The sequence below is a fragment of the Colwellia sp. MEBiC06753 genome, from assembly GCF_053470325.1.
This window is the reverse complement of the sequence record NZ_JBQMTM010000024.1, coordinates 22,526-46,040: the sequence shown is the minus strand read 5'-3', so window position 1 is coordinate 46,040 and position 23,515 is coordinate 22,526. Positions and strand designations below refer to the sequence as shown.

The 23,515-nt window shown below is 39.7% G+C and carries 18 protein-coding genes and 1 tRNA gene; 7 read left to right on the top strand and 12 right to left on the bottom strand.

What is annotated here, in order from left to right; translation table 11 throughout:
- Positions 1–3: 3 nt before the first annotated feature.
- The 4 genes from ACOB82_RS16070 to ACOB82_RS16055 all read right to left on the bottom strand — a co-directional run bounded on the left by ACOB82_RS16070 (position 4) and on the right by ACOB82_RS16055 (position 3,520).
- On the bottom strand, positions 4–1,371 hold the full coding sequence (locus tag ACOB82_RS16070) for a formimidoylglutamate deiminase (protein ID WP_448214006.1): 1,368 nt from the start codon (positions 1,369–1,371) through the stop codon (positions 4–6).
- Positions 1,372–1,373: 2 nt separating this feature from the next.
- A complete protein-coding gene (gene hutG, locus ACOB82_RS16065) occupies positions 1,374–2,180 on the bottom strand; it encodes an N-formylglutamate deformylase (protein WP_448214005.1) in 807 nt (268 codons plus the stop codon).
- Between the two features lie 190 nt (positions 2,181–2,370).
- Positions 2,371–2,820, bottom strand: coding sequence for an META domain-containing protein (locus ACOB82_RS16060; protein WP_448214004.1), 450 nt, complete (start codon positions 2,818–2,820; stop codon positions 2,371–2,373).
- 85 nt (positions 2,821–2,905) lie between these two features.
- A complete protein-coding gene (locus ACOB82_RS16055) occupies positions 2,906–3,520 on the bottom strand; it encodes a peroxiredoxin-like family protein (protein WP_448214003.1) in 615 nt (204 codons plus the stop codon).
- A gap of 228 nt (positions 3,521–3,748) precedes the next feature.
- Here ACOB82_RS16055 and ACOB82_RS16050 point away from each other — a divergent pair, with 228 nt between their 5' ends.
- Positions 3,749–6,622, top strand: a complete 2,874-nt coding sequence (locus ACOB82_RS16050; RefSeq protein WP_448214002.1) for an ATP-binding protein — start codon at positions 3,749–3,751, stop codon at positions 6,620–6,622.
- Between the two features lie 64 nt (positions 6,623–6,686).
- On the opposite strand, the gene ACOB82_RS16045 is transcribed toward ACOB82_RS16050, so the two are convergent.
- Positions 6,687–8,534 (bottom strand): methyl-accepting chemotaxis protein, encoded by a 1,848-nt coding sequence (locus ACOB82_RS16045; RefSeq protein WP_448214001.1) that lies wholly within the window; start codon positions 8,532–8,534, stop codon positions 6,687–6,689.
- A gap of 246 nt (positions 8,535–8,780) precedes the next feature.
- Here ACOB82_RS16045 and purU point away from each other — a divergent pair, with 246 nt between their 5' ends.
- The 4 genes from purU to hemN all read left to right on the top strand — a co-directional run bounded on the left by purU (position 8,781) and on the right by hemN (position 13,231).
- On the top strand, positions 8,781–9,641 hold the full coding sequence (gene purU / locus ACOB82_RS16040) for a formyltetrahydrofolate deformylase (RefSeq protein WP_448214000.1): 861 nt from the start codon (positions 8,781–8,783) through the stop codon (positions 9,639–9,641).
- A 1,027-nt stretch (positions 9,642–10,668) separates the two neighbouring features.
- Positions 10,669–11,226 (top strand): Der GTPase-activating protein YihI, encoded by a 558-nt coding sequence (yihI, locus tag ACOB82_RS16035; RefSeq protein ID WP_448213999.1) that lies wholly within the window; start codon positions 10,669–10,671, stop codon positions 11,224–11,226.
- 6 nt (positions 11,227–11,232) lie between these two features.
- Positions 11,233–11,730 carry a DUF2489 domain-containing protein gene (locus ACOB82_RS16030; RefSeq protein ID WP_448213998.1) on the top strand — a complete coding sequence of 166 codons (498 nt, stop codon included), beginning with the start codon at positions 11,233–11,235 and terminating at the stop codon, positions 11,728–11,730.
- Positions 11,731–11,851: 121 nt separating this feature from the next.
- Positions 11,852–13,231: an oxygen-independent coproporphyrinogen III oxidase gene (gene hemN / locus ACOB82_RS16025; RefSeq protein WP_448213997.1), complete on the top strand. Its 1,380-nt coding sequence runs from the start codon at positions 11,852–11,854 to the stop codon at positions 13,229–13,231.
- A 38-nt stretch (positions 13,232–13,269) separates the two neighbouring features.
- Here the strand turns inward: hemN and ACOB82_RS16020 are convergent, their stop codons facing one another.
- On the bottom strand, positions 13,270–13,815 hold the full coding sequence (locus tag ACOB82_RS16020) for a DUF1285 domain-containing protein (protein WP_448213996.1): 546 nt from the start codon (positions 13,813–13,815) through the stop codon (positions 13,270–13,272).
- A 135-nt stretch (positions 13,816–13,950) separates the two neighbouring features.
- Between ACOB82_RS16020 and ACOB82_RS16015 the strand changes: the two genes are divergently transcribed.
- Positions 13,951–14,026 (top strand) — tRNA-His (locus tag ACOB82_RS16015).
- Between the two features lie 251 nt (positions 14,027–14,277).
- Here ACOB82_RS16015 and acnA read toward each other — a convergent pair.
- The 4 genes from acnA to hflK all read right to left on the bottom strand — a co-directional run bounded on the left by acnA (position 14,278) and on the right by hflK (position 19,311).
- Positions 14,278–17,034, bottom strand: coding sequence for an aconitate hydratase AcnA (gene acnA, locus ACOB82_RS16010; protein WP_448213995.1), 2,757 nt, complete (start codon positions 17,032–17,034; stop codon positions 14,278–14,280).
- Positions 17,018–17,191 (bottom strand): hypothetical protein, encoded by a 174-nt coding sequence (locus tag ACOB82_RS16005; RefSeq protein WP_448213994.1) that lies wholly within the window; start codon positions 17,189–17,191, stop codon positions 17,018–17,020. The genes acnA and ACOB82_RS16005 overlap by 17 nt, the downstream gene beginning before the upstream one ends.
- 72 nt (positions 17,192–17,263) lie before the next feature.
- Positions 17,264–18,238, bottom strand: coding sequence for a protease modulator HflC (gene hflC / locus ACOB82_RS16000; RefSeq protein ID WP_448213993.1), 975 nt, complete (start codon positions 18,236–18,238; stop codon positions 17,264–17,266).
- Positions 18,235–19,311 (bottom strand): FtsH protease activity modulator HflK, encoded by a 1,077-nt coding sequence (gene hflK, locus ACOB82_RS15995; protein WP_448213992.1) that lies wholly within the window; start codon positions 19,309–19,311, stop codon positions 18,235–18,237. Before hflK ends, hflC begins: the two co-directional genes overlap by 4 nt.
- A gap of 432 nt (positions 19,312–19,743) precedes the next feature.
- Between hflK and ACOB82_RS15990 the strand changes: the two genes are divergently transcribed.
- Positions 19,744–20,667, top strand: a complete 924-nt coding sequence (locus tag ACOB82_RS15990; protein ID WP_448213991.1) for a hypothetical protein — start codon at positions 19,744–19,746, stop codon at positions 20,665–20,667.
- Positions 20,668–20,696: 29 nt separating this feature from the next.
- Here the strand turns inward: ACOB82_RS15990 and ACOB82_RS15985 are convergent, their stop codons facing one another.
- Both ACOB82_RS15985 and proB read right to left on the bottom strand, forming a co-directional pair.
- On the bottom strand, positions 20,697–21,950 hold the full coding sequence (locus tag ACOB82_RS15985) for a glutamate-5-semialdehyde dehydrogenase (RefSeq protein WP_448213990.1): 1,254 nt from the start codon (positions 21,948–21,950) through the stop codon (positions 20,697–20,699).
- Positions 21,937–23,064 carry a glutamate 5-kinase gene (gene proB, locus ACOB82_RS15980; protein ID WP_448213989.1) on the bottom strand — a complete coding sequence of 376 codons (1,128 nt, stop codon included), beginning with the start codon at positions 23,062–23,064 and terminating at the stop codon, positions 21,937–21,939. The genes ACOB82_RS15985 and proB overlap by 14 nt, the downstream gene beginning before the upstream one ends.
- Positions 23,065–23,515: the final 451 nt, after the last annotated feature.

The following is a 23,515-nucleotide window of genomic DNA, read 5'->3' as shown; positions in this document are numbered from 1 at the left end:
TATTCAGGCAGATAACCGAGCCAGCAAGGCACTAAACTTGTTATGGCTTGCTACTTGGTTTGGATGTTGACCATTTTCCACGACCCAGCAACCATTCACCATAACATCCTGAATACAGTTATCACCGCTAGCGAACACTAAACTATCTAAGCGATGACGATCATCTTGCGCATAAACTGATAATTTATCAGAGTTAATCACTAATAAATCAGCTTGCTTACCTACAGCAATTTCGCCGGTATTACTGGCAGTACTCTGGGCACCACCTTTAGCGGCTGCTTGCCATAAATACTGACCAACCGACGGCGTGTCACTGGTGGCCAATAATGCCCGTTGTTGTTTAATTAAACGTTGGGCATATTCTAACCAGCGTAGCTCTTCCACCGGATTAACGGAAATATGGCTGTCAGAGCCTATGGCTAGCGTGCCTTTTTCAGTTAAAAACTCGGTAGTAGGGAAAATACCGTCACCTAAGTTCGCCTCAGTTGTAGGGCAAATACCAGCAATAGCACCGCTTTTGATCATACCCTGACGCTCATGTTCATCAATATGGGTCGCATGAATTAGGCACCAATGTTTGTCCAGCGGCGCATTATCTAACAACCACTGCACCGGACGCTGCTGATAATGCGCAAGGCAGTCGTTGACTTCTTTTTGCTGCTCAGCAATATGAATATGAATAGGTGCATCATCAGCCTTTGAACGGACATGTTCAACTGCCTGCAATAACGCCTGCTTATCAACGGCTCTTAACGAATGCGGGGCAATACCAACATTAGTATTGGCAAATTGCTTAGCCAGTTCAAAACATTCATCCACCAGCTGATTAAACTGCGAAGGTGAATTGATAAAACGCTTTTGACCATCATTCGGTGGCAATTCGCCAAAACCGCTAAATCGATAAAATACAGGTAACAAAGTTAAGCCAATACCAGAACTATTTGCTGCGTTAAAAATGGCTTTAGCCATCGCCGCTAATTCAGGATAAGGCTGGCCATTGATGTCGTGATGCAGATAATGAAACTCTGCAACACGAGTATAGCCTTGCTTAAGCATTTCAATATACAGTTGCTGCGCAATCACTTCGGCATCTTCAACCGTTAGTTGCGCCAAGAACTGATACATAATTTTACGCCAGGTCCAAAAGCTGTCCTGACCTTCGCTGCCTTGCTCGCTAAAGCCAGCAAATGCCCGTTGAAACGCATGCGAATGGCAGTTAACCATGCCCGGAATCACAATACCTTTGACTGTGTCTGCTTGTTCCGGTTTACCTGAAGCAATGTCAGTGATAATGCCATTTTCAATGGTAACTAGCTGATCTTTCGCCCAACCTGAGTCTAACAACAAATGGCGAATAAATAATGTGGTCATGGTTATTGAGCGCTCCGAATGCTCTGACTTTGTGCAAATTCAATTAATGTTTTAACAATTGCTTTCAGCTTGATTTTTACATCAGCGGCCAACGCCTCATTGTAGGAAAGCGTTTGTTCATCCATGTAAGTGATCTGAGATAATTCTAGTTGAATCGCATGGATATTATTGGCTGGATCGCCATAAGCACGGGTAATGTAGCCACCTTTAAAACGGCCATTAGTTACTTGGCTATATGGAGAAAAATTAAGCGCCTCAATCTGTTGGGTTAACTCATTGCTACAGCTTTTACCGTCGGCTGTACCAAAGTTAAAATCAGGTAAGCGGCCGTCAAAAAAACGTGGTACGTGCGATAAAATAGAATGTGCTTCTAATAAAACCGCACAACCAAACTCCGCCTTCAATTTCGCTAGGGTGTTTGCCAAAGTGCTATGGTAAGGCTGCCAGTATTGTTCAATGCGTCGAGTAATTTCTTGCTCATTAGGCTGCTGGCCATCGAGATACAGCGGCGCTAAATTAAAAGCCGAGGTTGGACAAAGCTCAGTGCTGTTCGCTCCTGGATATAAATTACCGCCTGCTTTATCGCGATTTAAATCAATCACATATCGGCTATAGGTTGGCTGGATTATGTAAGTACCTAACTCACTGGCAAAATCATATAGTCGGTCTTTATACCAATCAGTATCTTTAATTGCTTTCGCTTCATCGGTCATGACTTTGGCAATGTCTTCAGGAATAGCTTCACCATTATGAGGCATGCTAATCAACACAGGAACATTACCGTTTATTAAAGTTACGGATTCAGACATAAGGCACCAAATTGTATATACAAGTTAGATGTTAATTTACCACGAGCAGCTTATATATGGCAATGACCGTAAATTAAGAGTTTTTCCAAATAAAAAAGCTGGCAAAATGCCAGCTTTTCATCGATTAAAGATCTTGAGTACAGTCAGGACTCTAGCTAAATTTTTGTTCTTTGCTTTTTTGCCTGTTGCGCTAATTATCTTCAACAAAACTCGCTAATACTTGTTTGCTTTCACCTAATAGCATCAAAGTGTTTTCATTTAGCGTATAAGCTTTAACTTGGCTCATCATTTTGGCAAATTGCGATTCCAGCTCCATACCGTCTTGACAAAATTTTCGGGTCATACCCAAATGACTAAAATTAAGCATGCTGTTATCGGTGCTATAAGTTGCAAAGTAATTATTGCAGCCCGCAAAACCGCTTATGCGATTGCTCGCTCCATCAAACGCTAAACTCAACGACTTACCACTACTGGTTTTCACAGCATTGCCATTTAACGTGGTCAATAACCACTGTGACGTTTCAAGCAAATTACTCATATCTGATGTCGTTTGTGGTTGCTCTAGGGGCGTGGTAGTCGCTTGATTGTAACTACAGCCAACGGCTGTCACTAGCAATAACGATGTTAAAAGTGCTCTCATAAAACTATCCTATCTTGGTTGCTAGGGTAATTGTAGCTAGCGATTCAACTTCTTACGAGCTTAATTGCCCTAGTAACCTAATGATTTATTTTACTAATTGTGCAGCTACCAGTAATAGCGAAGGATCTAACCGTACTTTATAGTTTGGATTAACATAACTAAATTGCACTAAGCCTTGATCATCTATCACATAAATAGCTGGCACAGGTAATACTAACCGCGCTTCACCTGCTGCATTTTTTTGTAAGGGGTTTTCAAGTTGAAGCTTAGCAACATAGCGCTCTGTTACTTGTTGTGAGCTAAAAAATGCCAAACCAAAAGCTTGGCTGACGGTTGAGTGATAATCAGAAAGTAACTGATAATTTAACGACATTTTTTCAACGCTTTTTTTGAGATCTGCGGGTTTATCGGTTGAAATACCAATTAACTGAAATCCAAGTTCAGTTAATTGCGGCTCGATTGCTTTTAATTGCCCCATTTGCGTATTACAAAACGGGCACCAACCGCCTCGGTAAAAGAATAAAATCGATTTTTTACCAGCAAGAATTGATGATAACGCTTGCTTATCGCCATTAATAGTCGTGGTGTTTACTTGGGGTACGTTTTGACCATTAAGTAAAGGGCGCACCAAGTCAGCAGACTCTGCAATTTTTTTATTGTCGCTTGCAGCATTTGCTGAGCCACAAATAAACGTAATCATTATGAATAATGTAAAAATGGCGCGATTAATTATCAGACTCATCACAAAAGAACTCTCTTATATTTAAAAACTTAGCAATTTGACCTTGGTAGCTTATGATTAATTTCAATAAATTTAATCAATTGCCAAGCAAATCACTTGCATCACGCTTATGATTGCTGACACTATACAATTACACACGCAAATTATTTACCCCAAATGCTTGTTCAGTTTTTTCAGTTAAAAATAATGCGTTTTTTTACTATTTTTTGCCTAATACTTTGCAGTTTTGCATCGTCATATTCGCCAACAGCACTAAGTAGTGAACTTACCCAAAAAAATGTCACTTCAAGTGATAGAGTGATACGCATAGGCATACCTGAACAACCTCAAATTGGCGTCAAAAACAATCAAACGCTCAATGAACTGACCCGTTTCTTGCAGGAATTTTGGCAAATTTGGGCAATTGATTACAGTTATAATATCCAGTTTGTAGCAATTGACCCAAGACAGGCAACATCGGCATTACTCTCAGGCCAAATTGATATTAATGCCACTAGCATGTTGTTACAAAAAGTACCTAACGTGCTGTATAGCATACCTTTTGCCAAAGTGCGTCAACGCTTGTTTAGGCGTATCGATAGTGATCAAATCGAAGGCATTCAAATTGGTATACATTCGCCACTAAATAAGCCTTTATTCATCAATGACGGCCAGGTGACACAAGAAATTTTTGCTACCCTTGATCAGTTAGTCGCTGAACAAAGTAAATTTGATGCATTGTATTCGATTACGCCTTGGGCATTAACAGCCAAACTAACAGCCGCTGATTTACTTGATCAGTTTTATGCGAACCCTACTGATATTTCCAGTATTTATTTGCACTCGGCAACACGCGAAAGCGATCGATCATTAATGTACGACATCAACGAAGGGCTTAGAAATATCAGTAAACTACAAGCAGAATTGTGGGCTCAAAAATATGATTTTAACGGTAACTCTAATATTACCTTGGCGGTGGGAAATTATTTAAAAATTATTCCAGAAACTGAAAAGCAATATCTTATCGATCACAACTACATTAGCTATGTACTGCCAAGTGCCGGCTTACCGCCGTTTTTAATTGCTAAAAGCTTTTCAAATATCAACGATAGCGGCTTTGTTATCGATGTCATGCAAAAAGCCACTGAAAAATTCGGCTTATTATTTGCCCCGCACTATGTAGACAGTAATGAGCAATATTTTTCTGTCGCCGAGCGTGGCTCTGTTGATTTAATACCAATTGCCACCGGTGTGGAGAAAGATGTTACAGGATTATCCTTTAGCGTACCCTATTTGAAAACTCGTTTTAGCCTAATCACGAGAACAGACACTAACATAGCACACAATTTAAATGCCTTAGCCAATGAGTCAATCGGTGTTATTGGCAATTCAGCCAACACCAAAATTTTAATGCAACGCTTGCCTAATGCTTCTTTTACTGAATATGACAATCATCAGCAGTTGCTTAAAGCCCTATCGCATGGTGAGATCAATGCCTTTATCGGTAGCACCTTAATTTCCTCGTACTACATTAAAAAATTGCTACTCACTAATTTAACGAGCCAACCTTTAGCTAATTATCGTAATGATAGTTATTATCGCTTTGCGGTAAAACGCGCTGACGAACCGTTGCTTGCCCTATTAAATCGCACCATTAATAGTATGAGTGTCGAAGAGTTAAACGCTATTTATAACAAATGGAGCCAGTCGGTATTTAAAGAAAAGGATATTGACGAGTATGTTGCCGGCGCCTACCGTCAAGCCGGCTATGTGCTGGTTTCCATTGTTTTATTGGGCTTTCTGCTTGCCTTTGTTTACTTCAGACAACTTAACCTGATCAAATCTGCCCAAAAGCGGGTTGAGGATGCGCTAACCATTGCAGAAGCCGCGCGGGCAGATGCCGAAAAATCAGCACAAGCAAAAATCACTTTCCTAGCGCGCATGAGTCATGAAATTCGCACACCAATGAACGGCGTGTTAGGCATGGCGGAAGAACTTTCATTTACTGAATTAAACAGCACTCAAAAAGACTTGCTAAATATACTCAATAGCTCAGCGCGTAACTTACTAGACTTGTTAAATGATGTGCTAGATTTTTCCAAAATTGATGCCGGCAAGCTGACGCTAGAACATATACCTGTCGATATTGAAAGCCTATGCGCTAAAGTGGTCGCCAGCTTTAAACACCATGAAAATGAAAAACCGATTACGCTAGAATTCTTTGGCGATAAAAATTTAGCTAAGCGCTATTACTCAGCCCCCATACGGCTTACCCAAGTTTTAAACAACCTATTAAGTAATGCGGTAAAATTTACTCCAAATGGCGAGGTTAGATTATCAATCAACCACTTAGCAACGCACATACAGACCAATAACGATATTTACCACCAAATAAAAATTGAAGTAACCGACACTGGTATTGGCATTACCAAAGAGCAACAGTCGGCGCTGTTTACGCCATTTGTTCAAGCCGATCACGAAGTTAGTCGACGTTTTGGTGGTACTGGGCTAGGACTTTCTATTAGTCAGGAAATCATCAATGCGATGGGCGGTAATATCTATATTGCCTCAGAGAAAGACAAAGGCAGTACCTTTTATTTTTCATTGCGTTTGAAAGTGGCCGCTGGCGAAATAGACGTGCCTGAGCGCCGCCACCCAGACCGCAATACAGTATTAACGCATGATGACAGGTTTAAACAACTGCGCATCCTGTTAGCGGAAGATAATATTGTTAATGTCAAAGTATTAACCGCTCAGTTAGCAAGGCTTAATATTTTTCCTGATATTGCACAAGACGGTAAACAAGCACTCGCTATGCACCAAGAGTCTCCTTATGACATAATCATTTCCGATTGCCATATGCCAAATATGGATGGTTTTGAGCTGGCGCAACATATCAGCCAGCAACAACAAGCCGTGTGGTTAATTGCGGTTACCGCCGATGCCCTGAGTGGCAGTGCTGAAAAATGTATCGCCGCGGGCTTTAATGATTACATGTCCAAGCCCAGCACACAGCAAGAAATCACAGATAAACTTTATCAGGCTTATCGCTCATTAAAAGAGTTAGGAAGGGTTCAATAAAAAAAGCGGCACTAGCCCAATACTAGCACCGCTTCTGATTTATCAGTTTTTATGTCAAAACGCTTTATACTTTAAACTTGCTTACTAAGTTATTTAAGCCATCATATGCTTGTTGTAAGTCGTCGCAGGCAGCTTGAGTTTGTTGAAGGTTAACCACCCCATGCTGATTTAGCTCCATCAATTGCAAGATATCTTCATCAATTGACTGAATAACATTAACCTGTTGTTGCGTTGCTACGGCAACCGAGTGATTTTCTCGATCGACATCATTTAACGTATTGATTATTTGCTTCATCGTACTATCTGCAACACTAGCAAATTCGACACTTGATTCACTATTGCGCTGGCTTTCATTCATAGCAATGACAACGGCATTTGAGCCTTGCTGTAGGTTTTCAATCATGACTTCAATTTCTTGAGTAGCATCTTGCGTGCGCTGAGCAAGTTGTCTCACTTCATCAGCCACTACAGCAAATCCTCGTCCAGCTTCGCCAGCACGAGCAGCTTCAATCGCGGCGTTTAGTGCTAATAGATTTGTTTGAGAACTCACGCCTTTGATCACATCAAGAATATTGCCAATATTCTCAGTTTCGGTGCTCAATTTACTGACTTCAGTGCTTGAACCACTCATAATATCGGTAAGCTTGTGAATTGAGATAATATTATCTGATAACGCGTCTACACCAGCTTGTGATTGCTGCTGCATATTGCTGGTAAACTCTGAAGCAGTCGTTGCATTTTGTGAAATTTCTTGGGCAGAGCTGTTAAGCTCAGTCACTGCTGCCGAAACATTATTACCACGAGTAAGCTGTTGCTCAGCCATATCAATACCGTTAGATGCACTTTCTCTAACCTGATGAATTTGTTGGCTTAAGTTTTTAGAAACCGATAACACTTGCGTCATCGACTGATGAATAGTCTCTATAAAATCATTAAAGTGTTGCGATAATTGGCCAATTTCATCTTGGCTATTAACCGATAAACGCTTAGTTAAATCACCATCTCCTTGCGAAATATCTTTAATAGCATCAGTTAAATGATTAATAGGTTTAAGCAAATGTTGCAATAAGAAGTTCAACAACAACATAGTGACTATTACACTGAGCAAACCAAAAATAATCGCACTATTTCTCGATTCTGCTAATGGGGCATATGCCTTATCCTGATCTAACACGACGCCCAAATACCATTTAACGGAAGAAATTCCTTTAACAGGAATAAAAGAGACAATTTGATTATTAGCCTCTATATCGCGTAATTCAGTGGTAAATTTCGGCGTAAAACCTAGTAAATCACTGACATTTTTATCGATAAACTTAGGGTTCGGATGGCTTAAAATTTTGCCACTTTCAGTTACCAAATACGCATAACCTAAGCCTAAAAACTCGATGTCATTAATAATTTTGGCAATTTCATCCAGTAAAATATCACCGCCAGCAACGCCGATAAATTGATTACCTTTAACAATAGGCGCCACCGCAGAAATTAATAATTGATTAATCGTGACATCTATATAAGGTTCAGTAAAAGACGATTGACGATCTTGCTTAACTTGGGTGTACCAAGGTCGTTGGCGAGCATCAAAATCTGGTGGTAGCTGAATTGTTGGGTCATCTAAAATAAACTCCCCCGTACGTTCAACACCAACATAAGCATTTTTGAAGTCACCTGAAGCATCCGCTTGTTTGACAATGTGTGAAATCTGCTCTGAGCTAGTCGTAGCATCTATCGCCGAGGCAATCGCTTCGACAATCATTAATTTACCATTGAGCCAATTAGCAATATTACCGGATACTGACGAGGCAATTTCGCTAATGCCTTGCTGTAAATTAGTCTGCACTTCTGCCTTAACAGTACTATAGTTACGCACCGTTAACACGGTTAATGCCAAAACCAATAATACCGCAGACACAAGGCTAATCTTGTGTGCAAATTTTAGCTTTGAAAACATATACTTCCCAACTTTGTTGAACAAATAGCCATAGTGTTTATATCATGGTTAAACCACCATTGGCAAAGCAGCATTATTTAGCTGAACCACGGCTGTCACAAACAAGAAAATTTCACTTATAAGTTACAACGTTACCATATAACCTTTTAAGCTAGCTTTCTTGGGAATGTCTGTCACTATATTGAATATTTAGATCTTGGAATTCTTATGCAGCCACATAACCACTATGTTTTAACTTGGCAATGCCCAGACAACACCGGAGTTCTTGCTAAGATTGCGCAAAACTTATACGAGCATGGCGCATTTATTACCGAAACCGCACAATACAGCGATCCATATACTGATCGTTTTTTCTCGCGTATTGCCTTTGATGATCGCGCCTTAACAGTGCCCATAAAAGAATTCAAACAAGGTATTGAAGAACTCGCTAAACCACTGAAAATGGACTACTTACTTCGTAGCACAGATCTGCTGCCAAAAGTAGTGATTGCAGTATCAAAAGACGACCACTGTTTAGTCTCATTATTGACGAAACAGCGAGCAGGTGTTTTACCTATCGAAATTGCAGCGGTAGTATCTAACCATGAACACTGCCGGGCATTAACCGAATGGCATAATATTCCGTTTCATTATTTACCTGTAACCCCTGACAGCAAAGCAGCGCAAGAAGCCCAAATAATGGACATTTTTAAAAATTGTCATGCTGAACTACTGGTACTTGCTCGTTATATGCAAATTTTGTCAGACGACTTTTGTCAGCAACTGCGAGGCAAAGCAATAAATATTCACCATTCATTTTTACCGAGTTTTAAAGGCGCTCGACCATACCATCAAGCACATAAACGTGGAGTAAAAGTCATTGGCGCAACGGCACATTATGTAACGCCTGATTTAGATGAAGGGCCGATAATAGTGCAAGAAGTCAAACCGATTAATCACACTTATACCATAGAGCAAATGGTTCACACTGGGCATGATTTAGAGGCTACAGCCTTATCTCACGCGGTAAAAATGCATGCTGAGCAGCGCATTTGTTTAAATGGTGATAAAACAGTGATTTTATCTTAATCAATTTGTCATAAGTTTAAAGTAAGCTGAAGAACATTAGGGTCTGTTGATCTTTCATTTTAGTCTCTGCTATCGGCTAATTTTTAAGATGACAAGGCGAACAGAGTGTAATGTAGTTATTCTACATTAACGATTTTCAACGCAGTTATGTTGAAAATTAGCCATAGCCCTAAGGGTTATTCTGAAAAAGTGTCACTCTTTGTTGCTTAATATGCATTTAGAACAACTAAACTTTATATTAAGCGCCGCGATTGACCGCTTTTTCAAAAACAACAGAGTTATAAACTGAAAGGTCAACAGACCCTAGTTTAAAACGAAGTATTTCGTATAAAAATACTGCAAATTAACGTGGCTTATATGCCTTTTAATTTGTAAGACATTTGCCATAAATAATTTATTAATGTGATAAATATTCTGACACTAAAAATTTATTGCTTTTAAAATACATTAACTTAGCTTAATTTTTGTTCATGATGTAAAAAAATATGTCATATTCTACTTGCCGCTTAAACCCAGCAAGGTAGAGTATAGACAGCTACAGAGGTAGCCCATAAAAAAAGGACACTAGTTAACGCTAGCATTGCACGGAAAGCGAGTTGTTCATTTTACAAACACTTATTTATAAATTTTTTTTATAAACGTTGTTCATAAATGAACCCTGATTTTTGAAATATGGATGGTTTACTTGTTATCAGGAAGATAAATTACCTCGTCCAGGAGGGCTCGATAAGGATAGCCCAATAAAGTGTCAGGAAGACCGAGAAAAAGAAAAGCTCGTACGGAAGCATAAAATAATAACAGGACTTGTCAGAATTAACAGGGAATGTGCTAATTGGTTAGGAAACCTACTTAGATTCGGAATGCAAAGTTACTGACGTGAGTCAAAACGATATCTCCTAAAGCGACGCAATAGCGTCGCTTTTTTCTTGTCAAAAGCCTGACTACAACAATCAACACACTCTTGTTTTCCCTTACGCATTATTTTCGCGTAAAATAGCTGCAATATTTATCGTGACCCCTTCAACTCATGACACGTAAGAAAAAATCGAGAAAACCTGGTGTAGGATCTAGTGGCGCACTAAAAGTCGACAAAACTCAACTTTTTAGTAGCAAAGATAAAAAGCCAAAGAAGAAAACTGGTAACGCTGCGGGTAACCGCCAGCAAGAGGCAAAAGCTAACAAGACAAACTCCAATACTGGTAATGTTAACAAAGATCCTCGTATCGGCAGTAAGAAACCAATTGTTTTAGTGAAAGAGTCCGCTGCTCCTGAGAAGAAAAAAGCGAGTGCTGGTCGCAAACAATCGGGTATTGCTGGAATCCGCGTTATCGAACAAGCGCCAAGTATTGCTCAACAACTTGCAGCTATTGAAGCAGATGAAAGACTGCAACTTATCTTGTCCAAACAAGAGCAAGACGAAGCACTAACGGCGGAAGAAATCGACTATTACAACCAGTTAATGGACGAATATGAAACCCTTTCTGAGCAATTACCACCTGAAGACGAAACTGAAATATCTGAAGTGGAAGATGATGACGCGCTTTGGGATAAATTAGATAAAACCAATTTTTCAGATTACGAGTAATGATCCATGTTAACTGATAACTGGCTAACACTTGCTGGCTTAGGTGGTGTTATCATTTTTGCTTTAGCCATATATGCAGGCAAGTTATTAATGCAGCTTAAGCAACAGCAAGCAGCTCAAGCTAAGGCTGAAGCTGAAATTCTCGAAAAGCTGTCTGAGCATGATAACAAAGTATTAAGCAGCATGGTCATTATTGTCCGCGCCATGAAAGAGTCGCAATGTGAATTTGGTGAAGGTGCATGGCGACTATCGGTATTAATGGACTCGCTTAAGTTAACTAACCAGATGTCGAATGAATATCCCGCTATTTCAGAGTTGTACACCAGCATCAAACATCATGCTATTTTGGACGAGCGCAAGCAGTTGCCGAAACAGCAACGTATGAAGCAAGATGTTGAGCGTATGCAAGCTGAAGCGCGATTAACTGATCAAATTAATCAGGAACTTGAGTTACTGCACAAAGCTGTACTGGCAATGCAACAGCAGCTTAGCAGTCCCAACTAATTAAATTAATTAAGTTAACAGGTCGAGTTAACTAGCAACTATTTGCGCGAGATCAAAACGCGGCAAATTCAACAATCTACAATAGCGACTTGCCCCTATAGGGGATCTTTAGGGAGATAACATGCAAGTCGCCGAACTATTTAACCAAAAACTAATCGCGAAATATAATACCAGCGGACCAAGATACACCTCTTACCCTACCGCATTAGAATTTAATTCAGAGTTTGATAGACCCGCCTTTATCAACGCCATTGAAACCATTAACGCGACTAAAGACAAGCAGCTTTCGCTGTATGTCCATATTCCATTTTGTCACAGCCTTTGTTACTACTGTGGCTGTAATAAAATAGTGACCCGCCACCGTGACAAAGCTGATATCTATTTAGACTATCTAGCAAAAGAAATTAAACAACAAGCGCCGCTATTTAAAGAGTTTCAGGTAACGCAAATTCACTGGGGCGGCGGCACACCCAGTTTTCTGACAAAAACACAAATTACCAAATTAACCAACCTACTACAAAGCCAGTTTAATGTCGTTGAAAATGCCGAACTCAGTATTGAAGTTGACCCTAGAGAAATTGAGCTCGACTTAGCCGATCACTTAGCTGAACTTGGCTTTAACCGCATGAGCATTGGTGTTCAAGATATTGATCAACAGGTACAAAAAGCAATTAACCGTGAACAATCTACTGAATTTATTTGCCAATTAACCCATCGTGCGAAAGCGGTTGGTTTTAAGTCTGTAAATATTGATTTAATCTACGGCCTACCGCATCAAACCATAGAAACCTTTTCGCGAACATTAGCTAGCGTCAACACTATGGCTGTTGATCGCATTTCTTTGTTCAGCTACGCCCATTTGCCATCGCGCTTTGCCGCGCAACGTAAACTAAAAGATGAATGGTTGCCAAACGCCAAACAAAAGTTAGCGTTAATGCAGTTAGCGGTTGAAACTTTATGCGCACAAGGTTTTGAGTTTATTGGCATGGATCATTTTGCCAAGCCTCAAGATGAATTAGCCATTGCCCAGCGCGGCGGCACATTACATCGAAATTTCCAAGGCTATACCACCCAAGGTAACTGCCATTTACTAGGTTTAGGGGTTTCATCAATTAGTGCCATCGGCAATTGTTACAGCCAAAATCAGCGAGATTTAAAAGCTTACTATCAAGCCATTGATGAACAAGGATATGCCATAGACAAAGGCGTAACCTTAACTCAAGATGATGAAATTCGCGGTGAAGTGATTAAATCATTGATGTGTAATATGACGCTAGATAAACGCACCTTTGAACAGCAGTTTAACATTAACTTTGATCACTATTTTGCTGATGAACTGTTGTCGTTAAAGACCTTTATTCAAGATAACTTAGTGAACAATAACATAGACACTATCGAAGTGGCGGCGAAAGCTCGGCTGTTGATCAGAAATATCTGCATGACCTTTGATGCCTACATGAAACAACATCTTAATCAGCAACGTTTTTCTCGGGTAATTTAAACCCTTTGTCATTACTTAAAAGCCACTATTAATGGCCACTAATAGTGGCCAATCACAAATTCCTGGCCCTGACTTTCCAAGACAAGAGCGGTGCCTTGTTCACTTTCTTGCTGCTTAGCCTGCTCAACCCATTGATAATAAACATTACGATGTACTTTTGCTTCTAAGTTGCGACGTACGGTTAAATAAATATTCCCTTCTTTATCAACACGCAGCGGATGATCTTCCCCTAAAATAAATTCATCACCTAAGTTAGTGGCCACCATTAAATTAGCGTGAGGCTGATCATTTTGCCATTGCCAGCGGGTAATCAAAAATGGCGCGTCTTCCACCTGAATTTTTACTTTCTCAACCGGCGTCACTAAAAAGTATTCATCGGCTTCTTTTTTCAATACCGAAGCAAATAACTTCACTAACGATAAGCGCTTAAACGGCGTGCCCATATAAAACCAATCACCATTGGTCTTAATAATTAAATCAATTTCTCCACAATAATCAGGGTTCCAAAGCTCTACTGGTGGTAACTTTTTTTCCTCCCCTGAAATATGCTGATCAAGCTGGGCAAATAAATTATCGAGCGACATAAGGCCTCCAACCACATTATTTCCTTTTAATTCTACCTTGAATTAAAGAAATTACGAGAACTCGCTTGTCAAAGCAGCGCCAGTTGATATAGAATCCGCGCACTGATTGATTCAGCCCTGAATCAAGACTCTATGGTGGCATTAGCTCAGTTGGTAGAGCCCTGGATTGTGATTCCAGTTGTCGTGGGTTCAAGTCCCATATGCCACCCCACTTTTTTCCTTGTTCCAATACAATCCTAAACAAGCTATCAGACCAATAGAATTAAGCATTTCAGCTAATTTATTGTTTATTCACTTATTATTTTTTTGGCCTTTTATGCGTTAAATTTTTAATGCTCAAGCAAGTTCATAAATGGCTCCTGTGCATATTCGTTGCACAAGTATTGTTAATTACTGTCTATTAAAGTTAAGAAAAGTAAGAACTCAACGCATTGCCTGAGCATTAACAAAGTGTTTGTTTGTTCATAAATATTGGCTTGCCACGTAAGGCAAAACCCCTCCAGCAATAAAATAATCTAACTCCAGTGAACTATTAATACGTAAAACTACAGGCAAAGTTACTGCTCCTTTTGTTTCATCATATGCGGTAGAGTGTATCGTCACTAGTAACGTCTGGTTTGGCGCTAAACGGTGACTGCTATTATCATTGTCGAATATAACATCAACTAATTCATTGCCTTGTAAATGTAAACTTTCAACAGATGTACCTTTTGGTAATTGCAATGGCATGATCCCCATGCCAACTAAATTACTTCGATGAATACGTTCAAATGATTCTGCAATAACGGCTTGAACGCCAAGCAATTGACAACCTTTAGCTGCCCAATCTCGACTTGAACCAGTGCCATATTCTTTACCCGCGAAAATTACCAAGGGGATGTTACTCTTTGCGTAATACTCACTTGCTTCAAAAATTGAGACATGTGCTTTGTTGTGCAATTGTTTGTCATCAAAAATCCTCGTTATTCCCCCTTGTTCCGGCGCAATAATCTTATTATGTAGTCTGTTATTAGCAAACGTGCCTCGCACCATCACCTCATGATTACCGCGCCGAGCGCCATAACTATTAAATTGCTCTGGTGTCACACCTTTAGCGATAAGATATTTGCCAGCAGGGCTATACGGGCTAATTTGTCCCGCTGGGGAGATATGGTCTGTCGTAATGGAGTCGCCAAAAATTGCTAAAATGTTAGCTGATTTGATTTTGATTGGACCATGGACTTGATTGCAACTATTAAGCCCTTCATGACCTGTTTGCGCTAATAACTCGAGAAAAGGAGGTTGAATAATATAAGTCGAATTACTATTCCACGGATAGCAGTCCGTATTGCTTATTGGTAAATCTTCCCACGCATGATCGCCAGCTAACATATCTTGATATGACAATGCATAACTCTCTTTGGTTATCGCACGCATTGTCTCGTTGACTAAGTAATCATTTGGCCAAATATCGCGTAAAAATGTCGGTTGACCATTTTTATCTAGACCTAATGGCTCATTGTCGAGGTTTATTCGAGTATGGCCTCTTAAAGCAAATGCAATAACAAGCGGAGGCGACATCAGCCAGTTTAATCGAACTGAGGGGTGAATACGGCCTTCAAAATTACGGTTTCCAGATAAAACAGCACCTACATTTAGATTACCTTCGCTAATTTGCTGTTCTATATCAGGGTCTAGTGGCCCAGAGTTACCGATACAAGTTGTACAACCAAAGCCAATACAATTAAAACCTAATTTATCCAAATATTGTTGTAAACCAGTGCTATCAAGATAACGAGCAACAACTTGAGAACCCGGCGCTAACGATGTTTTTACATTAGGGTTAATCTTCAGCCCTCGTTCAACGGCTGCTTTTGCCAATAACCCTGCCTGTAACATTACTTTCGGGTTGGAGGTATTAGTACAGGAAGTAATCGCCGCGATGACAATATCTCCGCAGGTTAATGGCCTTAGTCTATAAGGTAAACTCTCTCTAGCTGAACAATGCCAATCAAGTTCGCTTACTTCTCTAGTCACTCGTTTAATGGTATTGAGTGGAAAACAATCTTGTGGTCGCTTTGGCCCTGCAACCGAAGGCTCTATTGTGTTAAGGTCTATGACAATATTTTCAGGGTATGTTGCATTAGCCTTAGAATCTTCACTCCATAATTTTTGCGCTAATGCATATGTGTGAACACGTTCAACTAAAGCCGATGAACGATTAGTAAGCTTTAAGTACTCAATAACTTCATTATCAATGTGAAATAGACCACAGGTCGCTCCATATTCAGGAGCCATATTGGCAACCGTTGCTCTGTCGGCGATACTTAATTCTAAAACACCGGAACCATAAAACTCAACGAATTTGCCAACGACACCATAGTTTCTCAATATTTGAGTGATAGTTAAGACTAAATCAGTTGCCGTGGTACCGACTTGCATTTTTCCTAGCAATTTAACGCCTACTATTTGAGGAGTATTTATACTCAATGGTTGGCCTAACATTGCGGCTTCGGCCTCAATACCTCCGACTCCCCAACCAAGCACCCCCAAGCCATTTATCATCGTCGTATGACTATCAGTACCGACCAATGTGTCTGGAATTAATACATTAACTTCATCCCTAACTACTTGTGCTAAATATTCGAGATTGACCTGATGGCAAATGCCACGCCCTGGTGGGATAATAGTTAAATTACTGAATGAGGCTTGTGCCCATTTTAAGAATTGGTAACGCTCATGATTTCTTTCCATCTCACGTTGTTGATTATGTGTTAATGCATTGGGGCGTCCAGCCAGATCTGCAATAAGTGAATGATCTATTACTAAATCAACGGGGCATACGGGATTTATAATAGTAGCATCACCGTCTTTATCTGCGATTGCATCTCGCATTGCTGCCAGATCAACTAATGCAGGCACGCCTGTATAGTCTTGCATTAATACACGACTGGGGAAAAATGGAAATTCAAAGTCAGCTGGAGATGTTGACGCAACTATATTTTTGATTGTTTTGACAACATTTTGATAATTAAAAGTGTCATTAGCTGTGCAGTTTCTAAGGAAGTTTTCCAAAAATATCTTGGTAATAAATGGTAGATCATCCAAATTGAACTGAAAATCTTCAGCAAGCTTGTTTAGTGACCAGTAGTAATTAATCTTACCTTTATTGTGTTTGTTATTGTCAATTAAACGCGTTAAGTACCTTTCTTGCCATGCGGCTTTATTTATTGGAATCACTGGATTGCTCCCTAGGAACATCTTGATCTAACGCTTCGGTATTTAATGCATCTTTAAAATTATTAAAATGTGAATGTTTATAACAATAAATTGTCATTTGCTTGCATAAAATACCGTACTTTTTCATCAATACGTTTTGAGCCGTCACTGTCATCATTATGTTCACTCCATTAACGTTTAAAAAGAACGGCGCGTAAAAAGAAGCGAACCGTATAACAATTAGGCTTAGCTATTTTTTGCCCGAATGGCTAATGCCATTGATAAATTTTAATAAATCACTATCTGTTGACATAACCAGCGTTGTATTATCAGCAATAATGTCAGGATAAGCTCGCATGGTTCTCGTAAATTGATAAAGCTGCATAGCTTCTGGGCTTTGGCTATAGGATTTTGCGTAGATATTCGCGGCTTGTGCATCTGCTAAGCCTCTGATGCTTTCAACCGCTTTATAAGCCTCAGATTGAATTTTATTTAAGTCTCTAACACGGTTACCACGTATTCTTGCAGCTTCACCGTTACCTTCCGATAAAAATCGTTCGGCAATTTGGCGACGCTCACTGATCATACGGTCGTAAATTTTAGGGCGTACGCTTTCATTGTAGTTAATGCGCTTAAAGCGAATATCAAGCAATTCAATACCAAATACTTTGACTTTCTCCGCAGCGGCAGTAAATATCTCTTCTTCAACCCATTTTCGACCTTTCTTAATAGGCACTAAATTACCCATTTTTAAATCTCTTTCTGCTTTGGTTAGCATGGCATCGCGAAGTGGCTTGCGGTCATTCGTGGTACGAATTATTTCTATGAGTTCATGTTTTGCCACAGCATTGCGCGTTTCACTGCCTAATATATCATCGAGCCGAGATTGCGCACTACGCTCATCTCGCAACCTTAAGAAATATTGCAGAGGGTCAGTAATTCGCCAACGGGCAAAAAGGTCTACTGAAATATATAACTTATCTTTAGTTGGCATATCGGAGGGGGCACCATCCCATTCTAATATACGCTTATCAATGGCGTTTACAGATTGAATGAAAGGCATTTTTGCGTTTAAGCCAGCCGTCATTACTGGCTCGCCAATCGGTTTACCAAACTGTGTAATGATCACTTGTTCCACTTCATCTACGGTATAAAGCGATTGCTGTACTGTAATAACTAAACACGCTAGTACGATCAGGAAAATAGTAATCTTTTTGGAGATCATTGTTTCTCTCCTATTTTTAACATTTTATTTGATTGTTCAAGGTTAAGCAGTGGCAATATACTGCTTGTTGATTTGTCGATAATGATTTTAGAGTGCACTTGAGGTAGCACTTGCTGCATGGTTTCAATGTAAATACGACGAAGTGTGACTTCCGGTGCTTTAACATATTGAACCAGTAGAGCATCAAATCTCGCTATATCCCCCTCAGCTTCATTAATACGTTTTAATCGATAGCCATCCGCCTCACGAATTCGCTGATCTTTCTCACCCAGTGCTAAAGGAATAATTTTGTTGTAGTCTCGCCTCGCTTCATTGATCAGTTTTTCCTTTTCTTGCTGTGCTTGATTCACCTCATTAAAAGACTCTTGTACAGGTTTAGGTGGGTTAATATTCTTTAACTGCACTTGATCAATACTAATACCCATAGTGTATTTGGTTGAAAGGGTTTGCATTTTTACTAATGCTTGTGACTCTATTTCTTGACGACCAATCGTAATCACTTCATCAACAGTTCGATCTCCAACTACTTCACGCATGACTGACTCAGAGACATACCTAAGTGTTTCACTGGGCTCTCTAACTTCAAATAGAAATTTAACGGGATCTAAAATTCGATATTGTACGACCCACTCAACTAAGGCGGCATTAAGGTCGCCTGTCACCATTTGAGTTTCACGTTGTTCGTCATGATTTAAGCTATTTTGAAAAGGATCTTGTGCACCAGACGTTTTAAAGCCAAATTCTTGCTTTAATTGTCGCTTAACGGGAACAGTGGTTGCTGATTCAATACCAAAGGGAAGTTTAAAATGCAGCCCCGGAGGCACCTCTCTAGCATACTTGCCAAACCGTTTAACAATAGCGACAGAATCACTTGGAATCGTATAGACCGACGTCCAAGCAGTGAAACTCAAAAGAATTAAAAGCAGTAGCCATAAGAATTTAAGAAAACTTCCCCCAGGTAAAAATCCTTGGAGCTTAGGCAGACCAGTATTAAAAAGTTTATCTAAATCGGGTGGAGCAGGCGATTTATCGCCCCATGGACCTCGAGGAGGAGGTGTGACGTTAGTAGGCATAATAATGCCCTCTGAATAAATGACCTTAATTAATCACTTATGCTTATATATGAGGTCGAAAAATGAACAATCAAGAGTGAGGGCGGAAAATGATCGAACTTAAATTTTAAATAAGTGAAATGAAGAATTTTTCAACTTAATAATCAACAGCATACATTTAAAAAGAGAAAATGAAATATTTCTAATTTAGATATATAGTTGCAGTTGAAATGCACCGTGCTGATAGGCGCATTGATATTGTTCAGCTTATCGTTAAGCACATCAACAAAAACATGATGTTATAGAAAGTTTCAAAGCTGACTTACTCTACTTTTAGTACTTGTAACAAATCGGTTACCATTGGGTTAACGTATTATCAATTTATAATTCGACGCTTGATAAAACAAAATAAATAGCGTAAAAAAAACCACAGATGAATGGTGTCGAGATAAGATGATTGTCAAATTAAAGCCCTTGCTTATTAGCTTTTTGTTCACCACGCTAATAACTTTTTCTCATCATGCTTTCGCTTACGACAATAGCGAAAATTGTAATCAAAACCTTCAACAGTGTATTACTGATTTGAAGCTGCAAATTGATCAAACGCCAAAAGCAACTCATCTGTGGTTTAATCAAAAGCTAAATTTGCTCGACATGTTATTTATTGTGCAGCGCTATCATGAAATTATTGCCGAAGTAAACGAGCTACTGGCATTACCTAATAAGCCGCTGCGCGTTGAGCTCAACAGTTATATGTATAAAGTAAAGCTGCATCAAATAGATGGTGATATCAATGTCGACGACTATACATTGCGTGTTGATAATGCCTTCAAAGAGCTAGCAAAAAGCGGGAATCCGCAAGCCATTATTGATTATGCAACATTTCAACTATATACCGGCGATTTCGACAAAGGTTTGAAACTATTGTTGGCATTGGAAGCCAAGTTTGTTGATCATCAAAATAGCTTTATCAAAAAGAAAATTTATACCATTCTTGGCTACTTATCTCATCGCTTAGAAAATCATGAGGCTACACTAAAATACATGGAATTGGCCCTTAGCAACGCCAATAATGATAATGGTCGCTACTACCAACTATTAGCGCTATACAATGTTGCCCGCGCGCAACACTTTTTAGGAAACGATGAACAAGCCATTCCACAGCTAAATGCCGTGATTGCTGCTGCACAACAATTACAAGAGGTTTCTTTTGAGAGCCTTGCTTATTTGAGACTGGCAGAAATTTATACCGATAGTAATAACCTAAATAGTGCCAAGTCGGCATTAGATAATGTCCAAACTCAGCACTTGTTAAAAGAAAATATCAACTTATATCACAAGTTACAGTGTAAGCTTAGTGCAGCCCAATCTTGCTAAGTTAGGCGATTACACTATTCAGCGCTCAACTAGTCACGTATTTGGCCATCGCCAATAACGACAAATTTTTCCGTAGTTAGCGCCTCTAACCCCATAGGACCATAGGCATGCAACTTACTCGTTGATATGCCTATCTCCGAGCCTAGCCCCAGTTGATTGCCATCTGAAAAACGCGATGAGGCATTTGCCATCACTACTGACGAATTTATTTGACGAATAAATTGCTGGCAGCGTGATGTATCTTGGCTAACAATCACTTCGGTATGATCTGAGCTATATTGATTGATATGATCAATTGCTTGCTGATAATCAGCAACTACCTTAATCGCAATTTCTTGCGCTAAGTATTCTGCTAAATAATCATCATTGGTTGCCGCCAAGGCATCAGCAAAATAACCAATACTTTGCCCACAGGCGTGTACTTTAACGTTAAACGTCTGCAAACGTTGTGCGGCTTTGGGCAAAAATTTTGCGGCAATCGTTTGGTGCACCAATAAAGTTTCAATTGAATTACACGCACTTGGCCGCTGAGTTTTGCCATTAATTAAAATATTTAATGCTTTATCAATATCTGCAAATTCGTCGATATATAAATGACATACGCCCTTAAAGTGCTGAATCACTGGTATTTGGCTATGTTCCGTAACATAGCGAATTAAGCCTTCACCACCGCGTGGGATCACTAAATCAATATCTTCGCGTAAGGTTAATAGTTGTTCAATCACTGAACGGCTGGTATCTGGAATAACAGAGACCATAGCAGGGTTAAGTTGATGCTGTGCTAACACTTGATGTAAGCAGCTGGCCAGCGCTAAATTACTGTGAATAGCTTCCGAGCCACCCCGCAATACTACCGCATTGCCCGATTTAATACACAGGGCAGCTGCTTCTGCCGTCACATTAGGTCGTGATTCATAAATCATTGAAATCACACCAAGCGGAATACGCATTTTGCCGACCTGAATACCATTTGGTCGCAGTTGCATATGCGCAATATTACCGACAGGATCCGGTAAGTTAACAATTTCTAAGATGGCATTAGCAATATCTTTGATACGCTCTGGCGTGAGTGTTAATCGATCAAGCATCGCATCTGAAAGGCCTTTGTCGCGGCCACTGTCTAAATCTTGCTGGTTAGCTTGTTGAATTTGTTCACTAGCGCCAACAATTGCAGCCGCCATATCAGCTAACAGGGTGTTTTTTTCTGTAGTGCTTAGTTGCGCTACTTGGCGGCTGGCTAGCTTTGCCTGCTGCGCCATGGTCGCAATATTAAATTGAGTCATTATCTACTTCTTCTTTCACTAGAGTCACCATATCATCACGATGAACAATCACCCGACTTGGGCAGTAACCCAACGCTTGACTAATTTGATTACTATTGATTCCTTTAATTTTTACCAAATCTCGATGGCTATATTGAGTAATACCTTTAGCAATCACCTGTGTTGAATTTTTCGACACTAAATCTATAGTGTCACCGGCGGAAAATTCGCCAGTAATCTCACAAATACCCGACGGTAACAAAGAAGCACCATTTTTCATTACCGCTCTCGTAGCGCCATCATCAAGCAATACTTGCCCAGCACTTTTTAAGGTGTGCTTAAGCCAATGCTTTTTCGCTTTGATATGCGTTTGCTGGGCAATAAATCGCGTTCCTGGGTTTTCACCTTTAAGTAAGCGTTCAAAAGCCTCTGCTTTTTTACCATTAACAATAAAGGTATCAATACCATTTTCTACGGCTTTTTCCGCCGCCTGTATTTTGGTTTGCATACCGCCAGTTGCAATGACATTTGAGGTGCCACCTGCCATTTGATAAACCTCAGGTGTTATTTTGTCGACTACCGTCAACATTTCAGCATCAGGGTTATCATTGGGGTTTTCACGATACAAACCATCAACATCACTTAAAATCAGTAAGCTATCTGCTTCACTCACTAACGCTACAAGTGCCGCTAAGTTGTCATTGTCACCAACCTTCAACTCTTCGGTAGCGACTGTATCATTTTCGTTAACAATTGGAATAATGTCGTTTTCCAATAAAATTCTTAGCGTATTCTTGATGTTAATGTAACGCTGACGATCTTTTAAATCACCATGGGTAATTAATAGCTGGCTACATGGCACGTCAAAGAATCGCTGCCAGTTTGCCATCATTTTCATTTGTCCAACTGACGCCATTGCCTGCTTGGTTGGAATAGAGGGATTGGGTGAACCGTGTTGTATAAGTGCGCGTCCAGCAGCCACGCTGCCAGATGATACTAGAATAACCTCTTTACCCGCTTGTCGACATTCAGTAACAAAGCGCGCGATAGCAAGTAAATAGTGCCCGCTACAGCCTTGTTTGTCAGGTGCTACTAAAGCACTGCCAACTTTAATCACAACACGCTGAAAGTTCATTGCTCCTCCTAATTAAACTCCTTGATAGCAATACGCCATTCACCAAGTAATAGCAACAAACTTTTGCTGAATTTATCGACAAAAATGATATTTTTAATAGGTTTATCGCATATACCGCAAACTTTCGTCATTTTATTGCGCTAGGTTAAGCATTTAAGTGCTACGAAACTTAAGGTAAGTTAAAAGGTGTTGTTTTTGTAACCTAACGACAACTAAAGACATAGCCCTTTGAAAATAAGCAGGTTTATCATTTTTAAACGGAACGTGAAAAGATAATATCGGCTAAATAGAGCAAAACTCAGTGTTTAACGAAAACAACGGCTCTAATCCAATTTTCGACCTGAGCCATAACTTGCTAAACCAAGATAACCTCTGAAAATTATTCAACAAATTGTCAAAAATGCAATTTTCAAATTATCCGATAAAAGCATACAATTACTTAGCACCTATT

Coding starts and splice junctions, on each gene's coding strand:
- ACOB82_RS16005 (WP_448213994.1), bottom strand. CDS start 17,191: ATGATGACAGTGACGGCTCAAAACGTATTGATGAAAAAGTACGGTATT.
- ACOB82_RS16030 (WP_448213998.1), top strand. CDS start 11,233: ATGTTAACTGATAACTGGCTAACACTTGCTGGCTTAGGTGGTGTTATC.
- ACOB82_RS16020 (WP_448213996.1), bottom strand. CDS start 13,815: ATGTCGCTCGATAATTTATTTGCCCAGCTTGATCAGCATATTTCAGGG.
- ACOB82_RS16060 (WP_448214004.1), bottom strand. CDS start 2,820: ATGAGAGCACTTTTAACATCGTTATTGCTAGTGACAGCCGTTGGCTGT.
- yihI (WP_448213999.1), top strand. CDS start 10,669: ATGACACGTAAGAAAAAATCGAGAAAACCTGGTGTAGGATCTAGTGGC.
- hutG (WP_448214005.1), bottom strand. CDS start 2,180: ATGTCTGAATCCGTAACTTTAATAAACGGTAATGTTCCTGTGTTGATT.
- ACOB82_RS16050 (WP_448214002.1), top strand. CDS start 3,749: ATGCGTTTTTTTACTATTTTTTGCCTAATACTTTGCAGTTTTGCATCG.
- purU (WP_448214000.1), top strand. CDS start 8,781: ATGCAGCCACATAACCACTATGTTTTAACTTGGCAATGCCCAGACAAC.
- ACOB82_RS15990 (WP_448213991.1), top strand. CDS start 19,744: ATGATTGTCAAATTAAAGCCCTTGCTTATTAGCTTTTTGTTCACCACG.
- ACOB82_RS16055 (WP_448214003.1), bottom strand. CDS start 3,520: ATGATTACGTTTATTTGTGGCTCAGCAAATGCTGCAAGCGACAATAAA.
- hflC (WP_448213993.1), bottom strand. CDS start 18,238: ATGATCTCCAAAAAGATTACTATTTTCCTGATCGTACTAGCGTGTTTA.
- ACOB82_RS16070 (WP_448214006.1), bottom strand. CDS start 1,371: ATGACCACATTATTTATTCGCCATTTGTTGTTAGACTCAGGTTGGGCG.
- proB (WP_448213989.1), bottom strand. CDS start 23,064: ATGAACTTTCAGCGTGTTGTGATTAAAGTTGGCAGTGCTTTAGTAGCA.
- ACOB82_RS15985 (WP_448213990.1), bottom strand. CDS start 21,950: ATGACTCAATTTAATATTGCGACCATGGCGCAGCAGGCAAAGCTAGCC.
- hemN (WP_448213997.1), top strand. CDS start 11,852: ATGCAAGTCGCCGAACTATTTAACCAAAAACTAATCGCGAAATATAAT.
- hflK (WP_448213992.1), bottom strand. CDS start 19,311: ATGCCTACTAACGTCACACCTCCTCCTCGAGGTCCATGGGGCGATAAA.